The organism is Actinomadura graeca (assembly GCF_019175365.1).
GTDB classification, from domain to species: Bacteria; Actinomycetota; Actinomycetes; order Streptosporangiales; family Streptosporangiaceae; genus Spirillospora; species Spirillospora graeca.
In genome coordinates, this window is record NZ_CP059572.1 from 4,128,624 (window position 1) to 4,145,616 (window position 16,993).

General features: G+C 72.9%; 16 protein-coding genes. 2 read left to right on the top strand and 14 right to left on the bottom strand.

The genetic code is table 11. From position 1 onward, the window contains the following. Positions 1 to 103: 103 nt before the first annotated feature. From AGRA3207_RS18120 to AGRA3207_RS18155, 8 genes are all read right to left on the bottom strand, one after another. Positions 104 to 646: a DUF1707 SHOCT-like domain-containing protein gene (locus AGRA3207_RS18120; RefSeq protein WP_231335863.1), complete on the bottom strand. Its 543-nt coding sequence runs from the start codon at positions 644 to 646 to the stop codon at positions 104 to 106. Between the two features lie 93 nt (positions 647 to 739). Further along, the gene (locus AGRA3207_RS18125) at positions 740 to 1,849 is read right to left on the bottom strand and encodes a hypothetical protein (protein WP_231335864.1); all 1,110 of its coding nucleotides are present in this window, start codon (positions 1,847 to 1,849) and stop codon (positions 740 to 742) included. Positions 1,850 to 2,017: 168 nt separating this feature from the next. Further along, positions 2,018 to 3,793, bottom strand: a complete 1,776-nt coding sequence (locus tag AGRA3207_RS18130) for an ABC transporter ATP-binding protein (protein ID WP_231335865.1) — start codon at positions 3,791 to 3,793, stop codon at positions 2,018 to 2,020. Between the two features lie 7 nt (positions 3,794 to 3,800). Beyond that, positions 3,801 to 4,715, bottom strand: coding sequence for an ABC transporter permease (locus AGRA3207_RS18135; RefSeq protein ID WP_231335866.1), 915 nt, complete (start codon positions 4,713 to 4,715; stop codon positions 3,801 to 3,803). Further along, positions 4,712 to 5,740, bottom strand: coding sequence for an ABC transporter permease (locus AGRA3207_RS18140; protein WP_231335868.1), 1,029 nt, complete (start codon positions 5,738 to 5,740; stop codon positions 4,712 to 4,714). The genes AGRA3207_RS18135 and AGRA3207_RS18140 overlap by 4 nt, the downstream gene beginning before the upstream one ends. 33 nt (positions 5,741 to 5,773) lie before the next feature. Beyond that, complete coding sequence (locus tag AGRA3207_RS18145) at positions 5,774 to 6,064, bottom strand: hypothetical protein (protein ID WP_231335869.1); 291 nt, start codon at positions 6,062 to 6,064, stop codon at positions 5,774 to 5,776. Positions 6,065 to 6,143: 79 nt separating this feature from the next. Next, positions 6,144 to 7,724 (bottom strand): ABC transporter substrate-binding protein, encoded by a 1,581-nt coding sequence (locus AGRA3207_RS18150; RefSeq protein WP_231335870.1) that lies wholly within the window; start codon positions 7,722 to 7,724, stop codon positions 6,144 to 6,146. A gap of 33 nt (positions 7,725 to 7,757) precedes the next feature. Continuing rightward, positions 7,758 to 9,137: an acyl-CoA dehydrogenase family protein gene (locus tag AGRA3207_RS18155; protein WP_231335871.1), complete on the bottom strand. Its 1,380-nt coding sequence runs from the start codon at positions 9,135 to 9,137 to the stop codon at positions 7,758 to 7,760. 244 nt (positions 9,138 to 9,381) lie between these two features. Here AGRA3207_RS18155 and AGRA3207_RS18160 point away from each other — a divergent pair, with 244 nt between their 5' ends. After that, positions 9,382 to 10,179, top strand: a complete 798-nt coding sequence (locus AGRA3207_RS18160; RefSeq protein WP_231336312.1) for a VOC family protein — start codon at positions 9,382 to 9,384, stop codon at positions 10,177 to 10,179. Positions 10,180 to 10,266: 87 nt separating this feature from the next. Continuing rightward, on the top strand, positions 10,267 to 11,079 hold the full coding sequence (locus AGRA3207_RS18165) for an LLM class flavin-dependent oxidoreductase (RefSeq protein ID WP_231335872.1): 813 nt from the start codon (positions 10,267 to 10,269) through the stop codon (positions 11,077 to 11,079). 57 nt (positions 11,080 to 11,136) lie between these two features. On the opposite strand, the gene AGRA3207_RS18170 is transcribed toward AGRA3207_RS18165, so the two are convergent. From AGRA3207_RS18170 to AGRA3207_RS18195, 6 genes are all read right to left on the bottom strand, one after another. Further along, positions 11,137 to 11,628, bottom strand: coding sequence for a flavin reductase family protein (locus AGRA3207_RS18170; protein WP_231335873.1), 492 nt, complete (start codon positions 11,626 to 11,628; stop codon positions 11,137 to 11,139). A gap of 14 nt (positions 11,629 to 11,642) precedes the next feature. Then, positions 11,643 to 12,821 carry an acyl-CoA dehydrogenase family protein gene (locus AGRA3207_RS18175; protein ID WP_231335874.1) on the bottom strand — a complete coding sequence of 393 codons (1,179 nt, stop codon included), beginning with the start codon at positions 12,819 to 12,821 and terminating at the stop codon, positions 11,643 to 11,645. Positions 12,822 to 12,946: 125 nt separating this feature from the next. After that, entirely contained in the window at positions 12,947 to 14,095 is a 1,149-nt protein-coding gene (locus tag AGRA3207_RS18180; protein ID WP_231335875.1) for a PucR family transcriptional regulator, read from the bottom strand. Positions 14,096 to 14,247: 152 nt separating this feature from the next. Continuing rightward, positions 14,248 to 15,117: an alpha/beta fold hydrolase gene (locus AGRA3207_RS18185; RefSeq protein ID WP_231335876.1), complete on the bottom strand. Its 870-nt coding sequence runs from the start codon at positions 15,115 to 15,117 to the stop codon at positions 14,248 to 14,250. Continuing rightward, entirely contained in the window at positions 15,114 to 16,025 is a 912-nt protein-coding gene (locus tag AGRA3207_RS18190) for a VOC family protein (RefSeq protein ID WP_231335878.1), read from the bottom strand. The genes AGRA3207_RS18185 and AGRA3207_RS18190 overlap by 4 nt, the downstream gene beginning before the upstream one ends. A gap of 181 nt (positions 16,026 to 16,206) precedes the next feature. Continuing rightward, positions 16,207 to 16,983: an HpcH/HpaI aldolase family protein gene (locus AGRA3207_RS18195; RefSeq protein WP_231335880.1), complete on the bottom strand. Its 777-nt coding sequence runs from the start codon at positions 16,981 to 16,983 to the stop codon at positions 16,207 to 16,209. Positions 16,984 to 16,993 lie beyond the last annotated feature (10 nt).

A 16,993-nucleotide genomic window follows, 5' to 3' on the forward strand; every position in this document is an offset into this window, starting at 1 on the left:
GTCATGGTGGTGCGGAGGACCGCGGCCGATATGGAGAAGGCGACGCACTGCGAGTTCTCGATGCCGCAGCCGGTCGGCGGTGATGTGTGCGGTGAGGGGGCCTTCAGCGGCGTGCGTGGCGGATTTTCAGCCGTCCGAAGCCCATGGCTCCGGAGATCCGGATCCTCGGCCCGCCGGAGCGGGGACGCCGCGGGACCTTGTAGAGGGGGGCCTTCCACACGGTGTGCAGGCCGTCGATATCGACGACCGCGTCGCGCGGCACCGTGATCCTGGCCTTGCCGGTGCCGAGCCTCAGCTCGATGTCGATCACCTGATGCTCGATGACCGCGCGCGACAGGTCCAGCTCCACCCTTCCCATCGCGGATTCGACGACGAGGTTCCTGGGCACCCGCCACGCGCCGCGCCGCCGGATCCGTCCGCTGGCGGCGGCGATCGTGGACGGGCCGTCCGGCTGCTCCTCCGGGAGGGAGGTCAGGGCCGATGCCAGATCACCCTGCGTCCTTGCGGTGAGCACCTGGTGGAGGCGCCCGTCCATCTCCTCGTGCGAGATGCGCCCTTCGGTGAAGGCGTCCTGGAGGCGTTGCGCGGCCGCGTCGCGGTCCTCGTCGCCGACCAGCGGGGACGGGTCTTCCGGCAGCGAGGTCACCGGCCCACTGTAATGCCGCACCGGAACCGCGGGCGCGCGCCGGGGACCGCGGCGGACCGGGCCCGCAGCGCCGGGCCCGGCTTGGAGCACCCGCTACCCGGTGGGGGTGAGCAGGACGGGGTAGCGGGTGCCGCTGCCGTTGGCGGTCTTGGTGGCGGTGGCGACGATCCGGCCGTCGTCGTTGATGCCGTGCGCGGTGAGGATGTGGTAGCCGCTGTCCGCGGGGATGAGCGTGCTGAGGTCGGTGGCGACCCCGTTCTGGTAGACGAACCCGGTGGCGACGGCCTGCCCGACGATCGTCCCACTGTCGTTGATGGCGTTGGCGACGGTGTCGCCGCGTCCCGTGCCGGGGACGTTGAGGTCGGTCACCGTGCCGTCGCGGAACACGACGGCGTGGGAGGTGCCGTTCTCCTTGCCGGTCGTGACGGTGGACTGGCCCGCCGCCACGCCGGAGGAGTTGACGGCCCTGGCCTCGGCGTAGGTGCCGCCTGGCAGGATCCCCAGCGACCTGATCCGGCCGTCCATCCATTCGACGGCGGGGATGGTGGCGTTGCCCGCGGCGATGGCCGATCCCACGATCACCCCTTTGTCGTTGACCGCGTTCGCGCGGCCCTCGGTGCCGCCGGGCAGCGGCGGAAGCCTGGTGATCGTGGACCCGCTCACCGTCCAGGCGCTGGTGTGGCCGTCGGCCTGGAGGGTCTTGCCGACGATCAGGCCGCTCCCGTTGATGCCGGTGGCCCGCACGTCGTAGAACGATTTGTTCGGATCGATGCCGAGGTCCACGCCGGTCGCGCCCGGCCCGTCCCAGCGCGTGGGGCGGTGGACGTTGAGGACGGGGCCGCTCGTGGGGGTCAGGTAAACGTCCCCGACGGTGACGCCGTTGTCATTGATCGCGAGGGGTTCGGTGAACTGGTGGGTGTTGCCGGGATCGTCCGGCGTGGACAGGAACTGCGGCGTGCTGGTCCCGGCCTTGATGACGAACGCCTGCCCGTTCTGCGCGCCGGGCTGCCGTCCGACGCCGATGATGTCGCCCCGGTCGTTGATGCCGGTGTAGCGCTGCGCCTCGGCCGGGCCGACCGTCAGCGTGTAGTGCGGCGCCGCCGCGTGCGCCGCCGCGTGCACCGCCGTCGCGGCGCCCGCCCCGGCGACGGCCAGCGCGGCCGTACCGGCGACGGCCGCCATCCGGGACGCGGTACGTCCCACGGACCCGGAAGAGAACCCGAGCGTCATGCGAGTCAATTCGGCCACCTCTTGATCACGGCCGGTCCCCTTGGACCGGCCGTCCGATGATCCGAGGAGACATCGCCGTCTCCCCACCAAGAGATAGGCGAGGGGGTTTCACCACCCGCGGGCCGGGACTGTGATCACTGTCTAGGACGGGTCGATCGAGCGCGTGCCCTGGACCAGCTCCCGGGTGTAGGGGTGCGAGGGGTGGTCGAGCACGTTGGTGACGGTGTCCAGTTCGACCACGCGGCCGTCCTTGAGGACCAGGACGCGGTCGGCGGTGTTGCGCACGACGGCGAGGTTGTGCGTCACGAACAGCATGGCCAGGCCCTCGTCGCGCTGGAGGCCGCGCAGCAGTTCCAGGATCGCGGCCTGGACGGAGACGTCGAGGGCGGAGGTCACCTCGTCGCAGATCAGGACCTCGGGACGGCAGACCAGCGCGCGGGCGATGGAGACCCGCTGTCGCTCGCCGCCCGACAGCTCGTCCGGGTAGTGGTTCATCGTGGCCCCGGACAGGCCGACGCGCTCCAGGGCCCGCTCGACGGCGGCGGTGACCGCGGCGCGGTCGTCGCGGTGGAACATCCGGTGCGTCACCGCGAGGATCTCGCCCACGGTGCGGCGCGGGTTGAGCGAGTTGAAGGGGCTCTGGAAGATGTACTGCATCGTGCGGCGGGTGCCGGCGGGGCGTGACCTGGCACGGGACGCGAGCGGGGCGCCGTGCAGGAGGATCTCCCCCCGGTGCTCGGGATGCAGCCCGATCAGGCAGCGGGACAGCGTGCTCTTGCCCGAACCCGACTCCCCCACGACGGCCAGGCACTCGGCCTCCCGCAGCTCGAAGGAGACGTCGAAGAGCACCTGCCGGCGCCGGTAGCCCGCCCGCAGGTCCGTGACCCGCAGCACCACCGGGCCCTCCGGCGGAGGCGGGATCTCCTGGACGACCCGCTCGGCGACCTGCTTGCGTTCCCTGACGCGGGTGCAGCGGACCTCCCGGCCGCCGACGGGCACCGCCTCGGGCGGCCCGCCCGAGGCGCAGGCGTCGACGGCGATCGGGCAGCGGGGATGGAACGGGCAGCCGCCGGGCCGGCGTCCCGGCGGCGCGGTGTCGCCCGGAATGGTGGCGAGGACGGTGCGGACGCGGACGTCGGGCACCGAGCCCAGCAGCGCCTGCGTGTAGGGGTGGGCCGGATCGGCGAACACCTCGCGGACCGGGCCGGCCTCGACGATCCGCCCCGCGTACATGACCAGCACTCGGTCGGCGATGCCGGCGACCAGCGACAGGTCATGGGTGACGTAGAGCGCGGCGATCGAGTGCGCGTCGCACAGCCGCCGGACGATGGCGAGGACGCGGGTCTCCGTCGTCACGTCCAGGCCGGTGGTCGGCTCGTCGAGGACGAGCACGGCCGGGGTGAGGATCAGCGCCATGGCGATGCCGACGCGCTGCTGCTGCCCGCCCGAGAGCTGGTGCGGGTAGCGGGCCTGGAACCCGGCGTCGGACGGCAGGCCGACCTCCTCCAGCACGGCCCGGATCCGGGAGCGGATCTCCGCCCTGGACGTCGCGGGCTCGTGCGCCTCGACGACCTCGCCGAGCTGGCGCGCCACGCTCAGCGCGGGGTTGAGCGCGGCGGCGGGATCCTGGGGGACGTAGGCGACGGTCCGGCCGCGCAGCGCCCGGCGCCCCTGGTCGCCTAGCGCCAGCAGGTCGGTGCCCGTCACCTCGACGCTCCCGCCGGCGATCCGCGCGCCGCGCCGGGCGTAGGCGAGCAGCGCCATGCCGACGGTCGTCTTCCCGGAGCCGGACTCGCCGACCAGTCCGACGATCTCCCCCGGGCGGAGCGCGAGCGTGACCTCGTCCACGATGTCGTGGCCGGCGGAGACCTCCACCCGCAGGCCGCGGACCGCGGCGATCCCCTCGTCGATGGTCATGGGCCGGTCACGCTCCGTTCTCGCGGTCCAGGCCCGCCACCGAGCGGGACATGCCCTCCGCGACCAGGTTGACGCCGAAGGCGAAGATCGCGATGCACAGCACCGGGACGATGACGGCCGGTGGCTGCGCGGCCATGCCGTCCCGCCCCTCGTTGATCATCAGCCCCCAGTCGGCGGTGGGCGGCCGGATGCCCGCGCCGAGCACGCTGAGCCCGGCGACCGCGGCGATCGACCAGACGACGCGGAGCCCGAACTCCACGGTCAGCGGGGTGAACACGTTCGGCAGGATCTCGCCGAGCAGGATCCGGCGCCGCGGCATCCCGAGCGCCTCCGCGGAGCCGACGAACTCGCGCCGCGCGACCTCGGCGGTGACGCCGCGGGTGACCCGCGCGACCTGCGGGGCGTGCGCGATGCCGATGAGCAGCACGAGCAGCCACAGCCGCATCCCGAGCAGCGACACGAACAGCATCGCGAAGACGATGACCGGCAGGGCCAGCACGACGTCCCCGATCCGCATGATCAGCTCGTCGAGCCAGCCGCCGGCGTATCCGGCGACCAGGCCGGCGCCGGCCCCCAGCAGCATGCCGAGCGCCGCGGACGCGAGCGACATCCAGACCAGCAGCCTGCCGCCGCCCAGCACCCGCGAGAGGACGTCGCGGCCGAGCTGGTCGGTGCCGAGCGGGGCCGCGCCGGACGGCCCGGCGAAGGGGGCGCCCACGAACTCGCTCGGGCTGTGCGGCGCCACGAAAGGTCCCGCGAACGCGAGCACCACGATGAAGAGGGTGAGCGCCAGGCCCACCCGGACCCGCGTGGAGGCCAGGAGGCGCCGCCGCTTGGCGGGCCGCCGCCGGGGCCCGGATGCGGTCGTGGAGGTGGATGCGGTCGTGGAGACGGACGCGGGGTCCGTTGCCCGCGGGGTCATCGCGTCCTCAGTCTCGGGGTGAAGTAGGCGGTCAGCACGTCGGCGATGAGGTTGAACAGCACGTAGCAGGCGGCGAACAGCAGCACGATCGCCTGGATGACCGGCAGGTCACGCTGGTTGACGGCGGTCTGGAGCTGGCTGCCGAGGCCCGGGTACTGGAAGACGTACTCCACGATCACGACACCGCCGAGCAGGTAGGCGAGGGAGAGGGCGGTGCCCTGGATGGCGGGGACGAGGCCGTTGCGCAGCGCGTGCCTGAGCAGGACCACGCGCGGGCTGAGCCCCTTGAGCCGGGCCATCATGACGTAGTCGGAGTCGAGCGCCTCGATGAGCGACGCGCGGACGAGGCGCGCCAGGTAGGGCACAACGGCCAGGGTCAGCGTCGCGACGGGCAGCACCAACACCTCCGGTACGGCCAGGGCGGTGCTGCCGGGTTCGACGAGCGACACGGCCGGCAGCACCGGGAGGACGGTGGTGGAGAACAGCATGACCAGCACCAGCGCGGTGACGAACTCGGGCAGCCCCGCGAGGGTCACCGACACGGCGTTGACGATGCCGTCGAGGACGCCCCTCGGACGCAGCGCCGCCGCCGCGCCCACCGCGACCGACAGCGGCACCGACACCAGCGCCGACACCGCGAGCAGCGTCAGCGAGTTCCCCGCCCGCCATCCGACGGTCGTGGAGACCGGTTCGCCCGCCGCGAGGGACCGGCCGAGGTCGAGGCTGATGAGCCGGCCCGTCCAGTGCAGGTACTGCGTGACGACCGGCTCGTCCAGGCCGAGTTCCCCGCGCAGCGCCGCCACCTGCGCCGGGGACGCGGTCGGGCCGAGGACGGCCCGGGCCGCGTCGCCCGGCAGCAGGGTGGTCGCCAGGAAGACGACCATGGAGACGGCGGCCAGGGTGAGCACCCCGAAGACGAGCCGCCGCAACAGCCACAGGTGCCGGCCGCGCCATCGGGGCCGGGTGGCGGGCGGGCCGGCCGTGGCGGGGGTGCGCGCCACGTCGGCCACCGTCTCGTCGCTCATGCTGCCCTCCTTCTCGGGTCGGCGCCGCGGCGGTCAGCCGAGCCGCACGACGTCCCGGACCTCGTCTGCGGACGCGACGCCGAGCGCCGCCTCGAACGCGTCGATCGCGGGCTGCGCCTCGGCCTTGAAGGCCGCGTACGCCTCGCGGCTGGGGTACTCGTCGTAGTCGGTGAACTCGCCGTCCCCGAGCAGGCGGAACAGGAACCGGCCGCCGTGCTTCTCCAGGAGCGGGCGGATGGCTCCGAGCAGGTGGGGGTTCTCGGCGGCGATCCGGTCGGCCTCGTCGGAGGACATGGGGAAGGTGATGGTGACCATGACGGACATGGAGACTCCTGTCTGGTGATCGGTGCCCGGGATCGGCGGGTACGGGTGGGGGTCCTCGGAGCCGGCGGCGCGTCCCCGGTCAAGCGGTGAAACCGACCTTGCCGAGGAGGCGGGTCATCCCGAAGCCGGTCAGGTCCTTCTCGGGGAAGCCCGCGACCTTCTTGTTGTAGGCGCCGAGCGTGTTCGGGAAGACGGGGATGATCCAGCCGCCCCGCTCGAAGAGGATCCGCTGCATCTCGTGCAGGTGCTCCTTGCGCTTGGCCGCGTCGAACTCGGCCGACGCCTTCTCCCAGAGGGCGGCGTACTCGGGGTCCTTGAAGTGGCTTTCGTTGATGCTGGCCCGCGGGCCGTCGTTCAGCGACGAGGTGGTGAGGATGGCGCTCGCGGGATAGGTGTCGACCGCGAAGTCCCACTGGAGGTAGTTGGGGCCGAACAGGGTCGCGGAGTCGAGCACGTTGACCTTGACGTTCAGCCCGATCCTGGCGGCGTTCTCGGCGAGGACCTGGCAGGTGGCGATGAGGCCCGGGCCGAGGTCGGCGGTGTTGAGGGTGAGGGTCGCGCCCTGCTTGCCCGCCTCCCGCACCAGCGCCCTGGCCTTGGCCAGGTCGTTGGCGCGGACCAGGTCGGTGGCCAGGTCCGGGTCGTAGCGGCCGTAGAGGTCGTTACCGGCCTGGGCGTATCCGCCGTACGCGGAGAGGACGACCCGCTTGCGGTCGAGGCAGAGCCGCAGGGCCTGGCGGAGCCGCACGTCCGCGAGGGCCCCGGAGTCGACCCGCATGGTGATCGGGTAGAAGAACCCGGCCTCGGAGTTGAAGACGACGAGGTCGGAGCGGCCCTTGGCCTGGGCGATCTGCGCGGCGGTCAGCCCGATGACCGCGTCCATCTGCCCGGAGACCAGCGCGTTGTACCGGGCGCTGTCGCTGCCCAGGAGCGTCGCGGTGACACCGTCGAGGAAGGCCGCGTCCCCGTGGTAGTTGGGGTGGCGTTCGAACGTCGCGTTGACGCCGGCGGTGAAGCCGGTGCATTTGAACGGGCCCGTCCCGACCGGCTTCTTCGGGTCGTAGCCGACCGGGACGATGCCGAACGCCTGGCCGTCGCCGATGGCCTGGTCGAACCAGGCGGTGGGACGGGCCAGGGCGAACCGGACGGTCCGCTCGTCCATCGCCCGCATCGACGCGATCATGCCGATCTGGCCCGCGCCCGTGGCGTGCGTCTTGTGGTCCAGCATCCGCTCGAAGCTGTGGATGACGTCCTCGGCGGTGAGCGTCTTGCCGTTGTGGAACTCCACGCCCTGCTTGACCCGGATCGTCCATTGGTCGCCCTCGGCGTTGTGCTCGATGCTCTCGGCGAGCTGCCTGGCCAGCTTGAAGTCCGGGTCGACGAAGGTGATCCCCTCGTAGATCGCCGCGGCGACGACCCCCGACATGGTGTCGAGCTGGACGTGGGCGTCGGTGCCGGACGAGGCGCCGCCGCCGGAGAAGCCGAGCCGGAGCCGCCCGCCCCGGACGGGTTTCCCGGTCGGGCGTGCCGAGGACGCCGTGGAGCCCCCCGAGCAGGCGGCCAGCAGCGGTGCCGCGGTCATCGCCGCGCCGCCGAGGCCGATCGTACGCAGCAGGTCGCGGCGTCCCAGGCCGTCCTGGCCCGCGAGCCGGTCGTTCATGAGGACCTCCGGGGTGGGGAGAGGCTGATCTGATCAGGTCGCGGCGAGGGAGCGGAGGTAGGCGCCGGCAGCGGCGGCGGCCATCCGCTCCAGCTGGTCGGCGCGCGTGCAGGTGGCGACCATGTCGCGGAAGTAGCGCTGCATCGCCTGGCCGTCGGCGGCGGCGCTGGAGCTGGAGTTGCGGAGGAGGAGCCCGACCGCGTCGTAGGCGAGCTGCTCGGAGGCGAAGTACATGTCGTTGAGGCGGGCGCCCTTGTCGCGGCTGAAGGGGTCGCTTCCCTCGACCGAGAGGCGCGCGTACTCCTCGTACAGCTGGCCGCCCCGGACCGAGATCGCCGCGGCGGCGTCGGCCCAGGCCAGCCCCATCCCGAGCCAGCGCTGGTAGTCGGGGTGCTCCGCGCGCAGGACGGTCTCGGCGTGGTGCGGGACGGTCGAGGTGGTGATGATCCGGACGTACTCGTCGACGGCGGCCATCGCGGTGCCCGCCGTGATCGCGGCGATCTCGCCCTCGGCGAACCCTTCGAAGGTGCCGCCGTAGACGGGGTTGCCGTGGAGTTCCGAGCCCGCGGTGGGCCCGGCGGACTCGTCGAACCACGTGCAGTCCACGGCGAAGTGGTCGGGGACGAAGGCACCGTCCAGGACGACGCTGTTGGAGCCGCTGCCCTTCATGCCGATGATGCCGCCCCAGTCGTCCAGGATCGTGTAGTCGCCGCCGGGCACCACGAACCAGCAGAAGCGGTCGGGCGCGTCCGGCTCGACGCCGGGAAAGGTGCCGAACCCCATGAAGTGGGTGGAGTACGGGACGCCCGAGCAGTACCGCCACTTGCCGGAGACCTTGTAGCCGCCCGGCACGCGCTCGATCACGGTGTTCTGCCCGTTGCCGCTGGCGGGGCTCACGAGCTGGCCGTGCAGGCCGAAGATCTCCCGCTGGGCGCGCTCGGAGAAGTAGGAGCCGACCTGGAGGGCGTGGCCGGCGCCGAGGCACAGGCACCACGCGGTCGACGGGCATCCGCGCGCCACCTCGGCGATCAGCCGGTAGAACGCGGGGACGCCGAGCTCCAGGCCGCCGAACCGGCGGGGCTGGAGCATCCGGTAGAAGCCCGCCTCCCAGAACGCGTCGTGCGTCTCGGGCGAGTAGGTCCCGCGGTCCTCGGTGGCCTGCTGCTCGGCGCGCAGCAGCGGGCGCAGCTCGGCGGCCCGCGCCAGCAGACCGGCCAGCACGGCGTCGGAGCCGCCGTCGGAACCACCGTCGGAGCCTCTGTTGCAGCCACTGTCGGAGCCGTCACCGGAGGGGGTGCCGGTCCTGTTCCCGGGAGCCGCCCCCGTGCTGGAGACCGGGCCGGGCGGCGGCTCGCCGGGGGCGGCGCCGACGCCGCCTTGGCCGGTCCGTGCGCGGATCGGTGCTCTGGTCACCACACGTCCTTCCCGAGGTGTCCCGCCTGGGCGGGGCGGGGCTGATGGTGTGGTGAATGCTGCATCGCGAGCCGGTGACCAGGCCATGTGCGCCCGACCAGCCTTGCGGGGACCGGTTGGGCGGCGGCACAGCGCCCACGCGGCACCGTGCCGCTACAGTGCGGGAAGGAGGGGGCGGCCCGTGGGCTTGGGGAACGCCCCACCCCGCTCCCCTTCCGCAAGCCCCTCTCCTTGAACGGTGCGTATGAAGCCTTCGACGGGTCCTGCCTGGCTGGTTCTCGCGTCGTCGGAGCCGTCCGCGGCCGCCTCGTTCTACCGGGCCTTCCTGGACTGGTCGTTCGAGGACGGCGGGGCCGGGGGCCTGAGGGTGGCGCGGCCCGGCGGCGAGGCGTTCGGGGAGATCCTCGACGCGGGCGGCGCGCCCGTCGCCGGTGCGCCCGCCGACCACTGGACGGTGTGCTTCGGCGTCGCGGCGCTGGACCCGGCGCTGGAGGCGGTGGCACCGTGGGCGCCCCGGGTGGCCCGTCCGGTGGACCTCGACGGCCGTCCCGGCGCGATGGTGACCGATCCCCGGGGGGCCGTGTTCGGGCTGGTCGAGTCGGACCCGGGCCAGGTGCGTCCGCAGCGGTGCCCGTACCACTGCGAGCTCGCCACCGACGATCTGCCGCTGGCCGAGCGTTTCTACTCGGCGGTGCTCGGCGCGGGCATCCGCCCGGTCGAAGACGACATCTTCGACTTCCGTGGCCTGTCCACACCCGACGGCCTCTCCCTGGGCGGGATGCTGGACGTCCGGGAGTTCCACCCGAGCCCGATCGCCCCGCACTGGGTGCCCTACTTCTACGTGGAGGACGTCGACGCGGAGGCGATGCGGGCCGTCGAGCTCGGCGGCCTTATGCGGATACCCCCCGACACCTCGCCGTTCGACCGGTACGCGCTGCTCACCGATCCGAGCGGCACGCTGTTCGGGCTGTCCGACGAGCACATGCGGACGACCGGCCCGCGGCGCGGAGGCCGCGCGGCGGACGGCTCGGGCCGCCGCTGAGGCACTGTCCCGCGGACCAGCCTTCGCCGAAGCCGCTGGTCCCGGGCCCATGGCGGGGCGCGCCCCGGTTCACGACACTCGGGTGGCATGACCAAGATCGACCTTTGCATCGCGGGTGAGAGCGCCCGGGCCCGGGACGTCGTGGACGCCGCCGTCGCCGCCGAGCAGGCCGGGTTCGCGGCCGTCGCGTTCGCCGACCAGCTCGGGGCGGCCTTCGTCGGGCCGGACGCCTGGAACCAGGAGTGCTGGACGATGATGGCCGCCGCCGCCGCGCGGACCGAGCGGGTGGACATCGGCTCCATGGTGCTCAACTACGCCAACCGCGACGCGGGGACCACCGCCGTCGCGGCGGCGTCCCTCCAGGACCTGTCGGGCGGGCGGCTCTGGCTGGGGATCGGCTCGGGCACCGGGCGGCGGAGCCCCTTCGCCCGCGAGCAGTTCTCGCTCGGCCGGACGCCCCCGCCCGACCCGCAGCGCCGCGCCGGGACGGCGGCGTGGATCGCCGGGCTCCGGCGGGTGTGGTCGCTGGAGGGACACGGCCTCCTGCGGCCGGAACCGCTCCCGCCGCTCATCGTCGGCGCGTTCGGGCCGAAGACGGCGGCGCTCGCCGGGCGGGTCGCCGACGGCGTCGCCTGCCCGCTCGACGGGTTCGGCGACCATGCCCGGCCGCTGGAGGAGCTCGTGGAGGTCGCGCGAGCCGCCTTCACGGAGGCGGGACGTACCGGCGGATTCCGGGTCGTGGCGCACACCGGGCCGCACGAGCCGGTCGACGACCCCCGGTGGGATCCGGGCGCGCCCGTCTGGGACCGGCTGGCGAAGCTGGGCGCCGAGCGGATCGTGCTGTTCGCCCCGCCCTCGGCACAGGAGATCACCAAGCTCGGCAAGCGCCTGCTGGGCTGAGCCGGTGGGGGACGGCTGCCGGGCCGTCCCCCACCTGCCGCACGGGTGATCCCGTGTTCAGGACGCCCCGGAGAGCGTCGCCGGACGGGAGTAGGACCCCCGGTGGAACACCAGCGGGTCGGCGTCCCGCAGCACCTCCAGCTCCTCGACCGTCGCGAGGACGAGGTCGTGGTCACCGGCCCGGTGCACCGAGAAGCGCGCGCAGCACAGCCAGGCCAGCGCCCCGTCCAGGCGCGGCAGCCCGTGCGCGCAGGGCGACCACCCGACCCCGTCGAACCGCTCGGCGGGTGGACGGGCGAACCGGCCGCACAGCCCGCTCTGGTCGGCGGCGAGCACGTTGACGCCGAAGCGCGTCCCGTCCCGCATCGCCGTCCACGCCCGCGAACCCACGTCCGCGCAGAACGACACCAGCGGAGGCCGCAGCGACACCGAGGTGAACGTCCCGACCACGAACCCAGCGGGCCCTGCGGGCGCGGCGGCGGTGACCACCGCGACACCGGTCGGCACATGCCCGAGCACACGCCGGAAGTGGGCGGCCTCGATCGACATCACCGATCCCCTCCTCAGGCGAACACGTGCCGGGCGGCGCCCTGGATGAGCAGCCTCCCGGCGATCTCGTAGGACTTCTGCTGGTGCAGGATGTGCCGGGAGATCGTCATCAGATCGCGCAGCGGCCGGTCGAACGGGCCGCTGGAGAACACCGCCTTCGACCCGACGAGTTCCAGCGCCTGGAGCACCGAGCCGCGGCACAGGTCGGCCGTCAGCACGCCCGCCATTAGCCCTCTGGCCCGCTCGGCGGCCGAGAGCACACGGCCCGCCCAGAGCGCTTCGGAGAACTCCTCGGCCACGTCGTGCACGTACGCGTGCGCCGCCTGCCATTTGGCCTCGGCCTCGGCGTAACCCGCCAGCACCCGGTACTCCTCGCGGATCGGCCTGCCGTCCGGCCCGACCTTGGTCCGCGCCAGGTCGAGCAGCTCGTCCAGGACGTGCCGGGTCAGGCCGAGGGCGACGCCGAGCCCGTTCAGGGCCAGCACGTCGGCGCTGCGGGTCAGCGGGGGCAGGTCCCCCCGTCCCTCGTAGCGCAGGGTGAACAGGTGCTCCTCGGGGACGAAGACGTCGTCCACCGAGTAGTCGGTGCTGCCGCTGCCCGCCAGCCCGGTGGTGTGCCAGGTGTCGTGCAGGGTGACCTGGTCGACGGGCAGGAACGCCAGATGCTCGCGGATCGCCCCGTCGGCGTCGCGGACCGGCTCATCGTCCACGTAGACGAACGCGCCGCACAGCACCCGGTCGGCGTTGCGGACCCCGCTGCCGAACGGCCACCTGCCCGTCAGCCGGTAGCCGCCCGGGACCGGCACGGCCCGTGCGGGCGGGATCCAGGCCCCGGCGGTCGCCAGGTCGATCGACGGGAAGACCTCCCGCGCGACGGCCTCCGGCAGCTGGCCCGCGTAGAAGCCGCTGTCGGCGAGGATCTGCACCGTCCACCCGGCGGAGGCGTCGTGCCGCGAGATGGACTCGATCATGCGGAGCTGGTCCTCCAGCCGCATCTCCGGCCCGCCCCAGCCGCGCGGGAACGCGATCCGGAAGACCCCGGCCTCACGAAGCCGCTCCAGCAGCTCGGGCGGCAGCCGCCGCTCCCGCTCGATGGTGTCCGCCGCGGCCCCGATGGCCGGCCCGAGCTTGTCGACCCGCTCCAGGATCTCCGCGGTCTCCAACGTGACCGGCCGATCCGTGCCACTGCTCATCAACCGCTCCTCGGTGTCTGGGCGTCTCGGTACCAGCAGAATCGCGAGATCGCGGCGGAGCGGCCATGTGCCGCCGGACAGTCTTGCCCGGTGCGGCCTGTCACGGTGCCCTACCGTGCGCGGCCTTACTGGGGGCGGCGGCCCTGCCGCAGGGCGGTCGTCGCGAGCCAGAAGTGGATCCGGTCGCCGAAGGACGACAGGTCCCGCCCGGTGATGCGCTCGATGAGGCCCAGCCGGTACCGCATCGTGTTGCGGTGGATGAACAGCTCCTCGGCCGCCGGGCCGGTGGCGCAGTCATGGCTGAGGTAGACATGCAGCGTGTCGACGAGCCGGCCGCCGTGCTGCTCGTCGTAGTCCAGGAGCGGCTGCATCGCCATCGCGGCCAGCTCGTACATCGGCAGGTCGAGGTTGGCGCACAGCAGCGCGGCACCGAGGTTGATCTGCTCCCGGTGGTTGACGCCCGGACCGCGCTGCAACGCGTCCTGCGCCTCGTAGTAGCCGAGCCGGACGCCGCTGACGCCCTGGTGCGCGCCGCTCACCCCGACCCGCGCGTCCGGGCCGAGCTGCGCGAGATGCCCCAGCGTGAGCCGCGCGATCCGCTCCATCTCCTCCCCCGCCGGGACGAGGAGCATGAGGCGGCCCTGCACCGACGCCCGCACGTAGGGCTCGTTGCGCTGGGCGAGCAGCGCGTGCAGGTTCCACGGGAACTTCTGGAGCCGTTTGGGCGAGCAGTCCGCGGCGCCGAGGATCACATGGTTCGCCTGGCCGGTGTCGACGCCGAAGCCGCGCAGCCGGCGCTCGGTGTCCCAGTCCGGGATGGACGCGGTGATGATGTCGTGGAAGAGCTGGGCGGCCAGCTCACGGCGCCCGGTGAGGATGGCGTGCAGCCGGCCGAGCTCCAGGGCCGCGACGTTGGCCGCGAACCCCAGGACCGGCAGGCAGGCGGGTCCGGACGCCGCGCAGAGCAGGGCGACGACGTCGCCCTCCAGCTCGACCGGGACGACTGTGAGCCCCTCGACCACGGCCCCGCCCCCCGGCTGCCAGGCACGCAGGGCCTCGACGGGCCAGGCCGCGCGGCGGGGCGCCTGGGCCAGCACGCTGCCCCGGAGGTCGATCAGGGCGGCCGGGGCGTCCAGGCGGCGGCGGAGCAGGGCGACCAGCGCGGCCATCCCCTGCCCGAGCGTCAGGCACTCCACCAGCTCGCGTTGCAGGTCGAGCATGCTGCCATGCGCGACCGGGGCGTCGGGTTCCCGCGGCGGAGGCTCGTCTGCCAACGGACCCTCCCTGGATCGGGGCGGCGCGGATCGCACCTGAAGGCGCCATCCTCACGGTGCCCAACACGAAACTCCCGTGTCTAGGGCACCGGCCCAAAATCCTCCGCCCCTCGCTGTCCCCATGCACAGCTCGCAGCGGGGGGCGTGGATGTTCAGCGGGGGGCGAGGGTGTTCAGGAAGGTCCGGGCGTGGTCCAGGTAGGCGTCCGGGCGTTCCACGGTGGGCCAGTGGCCGCATTCGTTGAGGACGACCAGGTCGGCCTTGGGGAGGTGGCCGAGGAAGCGCAGCGCCTGCTCCAGAGGGACCATCCGGTCGTGGCGTCCGTGCAGGACGAGGGCGGGGATGTCGGCGAGGGTCGCCAGCGCCGCGAGGTTGGTGTGGGGGACGCTCCGCGAGCGCGCCCAGGCGAGGGCGTGCTCCGGTTCGGAGACCCGCAGGTCGTGCATGGCCGTGACGAGTTCGTCGGTGACCAGCGCCGGGTCGTGGACGATGCCGGTGAGCAGGCGCCTGATCCGGCCCGGGTCCGGGAGGCCGGACTGGCAGTCCTCGAAGAGCCGGTGGACCTCGCTCGGGAAGGGCGCGAGGAGGGGCGGGTCGCCGCCGGTGGACGCCTCGCACGAGCCGATGACGAGGGCCCGCACGCGATCGGGTGCGGTCAGGGCCATGGTCAGCGCCACCGTGCCCCCGGTGGAGACGCCCATGACCGGGGCGGACGGGATGCCGAGGGCGTCCATCACCGCGAACGTGGTCCGCGCGTAGAGGTCGTGGACGGGCTCGTCGAACACCACCGGGCTGCTGCGGCCGAAGTTGGGATAGTCGATCAGGATGCAGCGGTAAGTGGCGGCGAGGGTGCCGACGACCCTGTGGTAGGTCAGCCAGGCGGTCGTCCCGGGGAGGGGGCCGAACGCCTGGAGCATGATCAGCACGGGCCCGTCGCCGACGTCGTGGTAGTGGATCCGCGCGCCGTCGACGCCGAGCGTGCGGCCGGTGGCGGGGTCGCCCAGGAGGCCGTGCACGGTCACGCCGGGACGCGCGGGGAGACGGGGCCGTCCGCCGAGTACTCGCTGCCCGGGACCTTGTGGCCCCAGTACGCGGTGGCGCTGTAGGTGTTGATCTTCCAGTTGGTCTCGTCGACGAGCCGTCCGGCACAGCCGTACTCGGCCTGGGAGCCGGACGGGTTCATCATGTAGAAGGACACCATGTGGTCGTTGGTGTGCTTGCCGAGGGTCTCGGTGAGCCGCGCCATTCCCGCGTTGACCCTGTCCAGGGCCCGGCCGACCGTGTCGAGGTCGCTCACCTCGACCATGAAATGGCCGAGGGACGGCGGCTGGTCCACCTGGACGAAGGCCAGGCTGTGGTGCCGGGGATTCACGCGGGTGAAATGCACCTTGTTCGGGCCGAATTCGATGATGTCGCTGAGCCGGAAGCCGAGTACGTCAAGATAGAACCGCTTGGCCGCCTCGGCGTCGGCGACGTTCTGGAGGATGTGCCCGAGACCGAAGTCGCCGGTGACGAACGTGACGCCCAGCGGCGACACGAAGGGCTGTTCGGGGATGTAGGCGCCGCAGAAGAACTCAAGCGGATTACCGTCGGGGTCGGTGCACCTGACCAGCCTTTCGACGTTCCGGCGTCGGGCGAGGCCGGGGTCCTCGACGGCCTTCACACCGGCCTGGGCAAGGTCGTCGACCAGGCGTTCCAGTGCCGCGGGGTCGCCCACCTCCCATCCGGTGTACGCCAGGCCGTCGCTTTCGGCGGGCTCCACGGCCAGGCGCCATCCCCGCTCGTCCATGCGCAGGAAAAGGGCGTCCTCCGACGCCTCGGAAGGCGCGCCGGCCACTTGCATGCCAAGGAGGTCGGTCGCCCAGGTCCGCCACGCCGCCATGTCGGTGGCGTGAAAACCGAGATAACCCAGTGCCTTGACTTCACCCATCGCCACAATCCCTTTCAGCCATTGCCGTCCGCGCAGTCTCAAAGGCCCGCGCCGGTGGCGCAACCACCGTGATCCGTATCCCGGAACGTCACGCCGGGACCACGGTGTTCTCGATGGCGCGGGCGCGCAGGAGCGTCGTCCAGTGCCGCGACCCGCGTGACGAACTGCCCGGCTGCGAGCGTCAGCATCGTGCCTCCTCCTTCGCGGTGAGGCGCCTGGCCTGGGCCAGCGCCGATCGGAGCCCGTCGCCGAGGGCGGTGAACTCCATGGTCAGAGCGATCTGGTCGGCTCCGTGCTCCAGGGCGAAGACCTGCTCCTCTTCACTCCAGGCGGGGAACAGCCAGGGCTTGGACGCGGCGGCCGCCGCGTCGGCGATCCGGGCCAGGTCGGCGAAGTCGCCGTCGTCGCGCCGGTACGCGCCGCGCCCGCGGCGCAGCGAGAGGTCGGACGGCCCGACGAACACGCCGTCGACCGTCGGGAGCGCGAGGATCTCGGCGGCCTGCTCCAGCGCGCGGGCGTCCTCGATCATGGGGAGGCAGCGGGTGCCGCGGTCCTGGCGGTGCACCCACGGGTCGTCGTAGCCGCCGTAGGAGGTGGTCCGGCCGCCCGCGAAGCTCCGGTCGCCGAGAGGGGGGAACTTGGCGTACGCGGTCACTTCGCGGGCGTGCTCGACGCCGAGGACGTGGGGGATGACGACCGCGTCCGCCCCGAAGTCCAGGGCCTGCTGGATCGGCCCGCGCTCGGGGGCGAGGACCTTGGCGAGCACCTCGACACCGAGGGCCCGTAGGAAGGGGACGAAGCGGTCGAGGGCGGCGAGGTCGAACGCGCCGTGCTCGATGTCCAGGATCACCGCGCCGTAACCGGCCTGGGAGGCGATCTCGGCGGCCGCCACGTTCGGCGTGGACAGCCACACGGCGAACGCGCGGTCCGGGGCGGTGTCGGTCGGCAGGTCGGGCACGCTGCGCTCC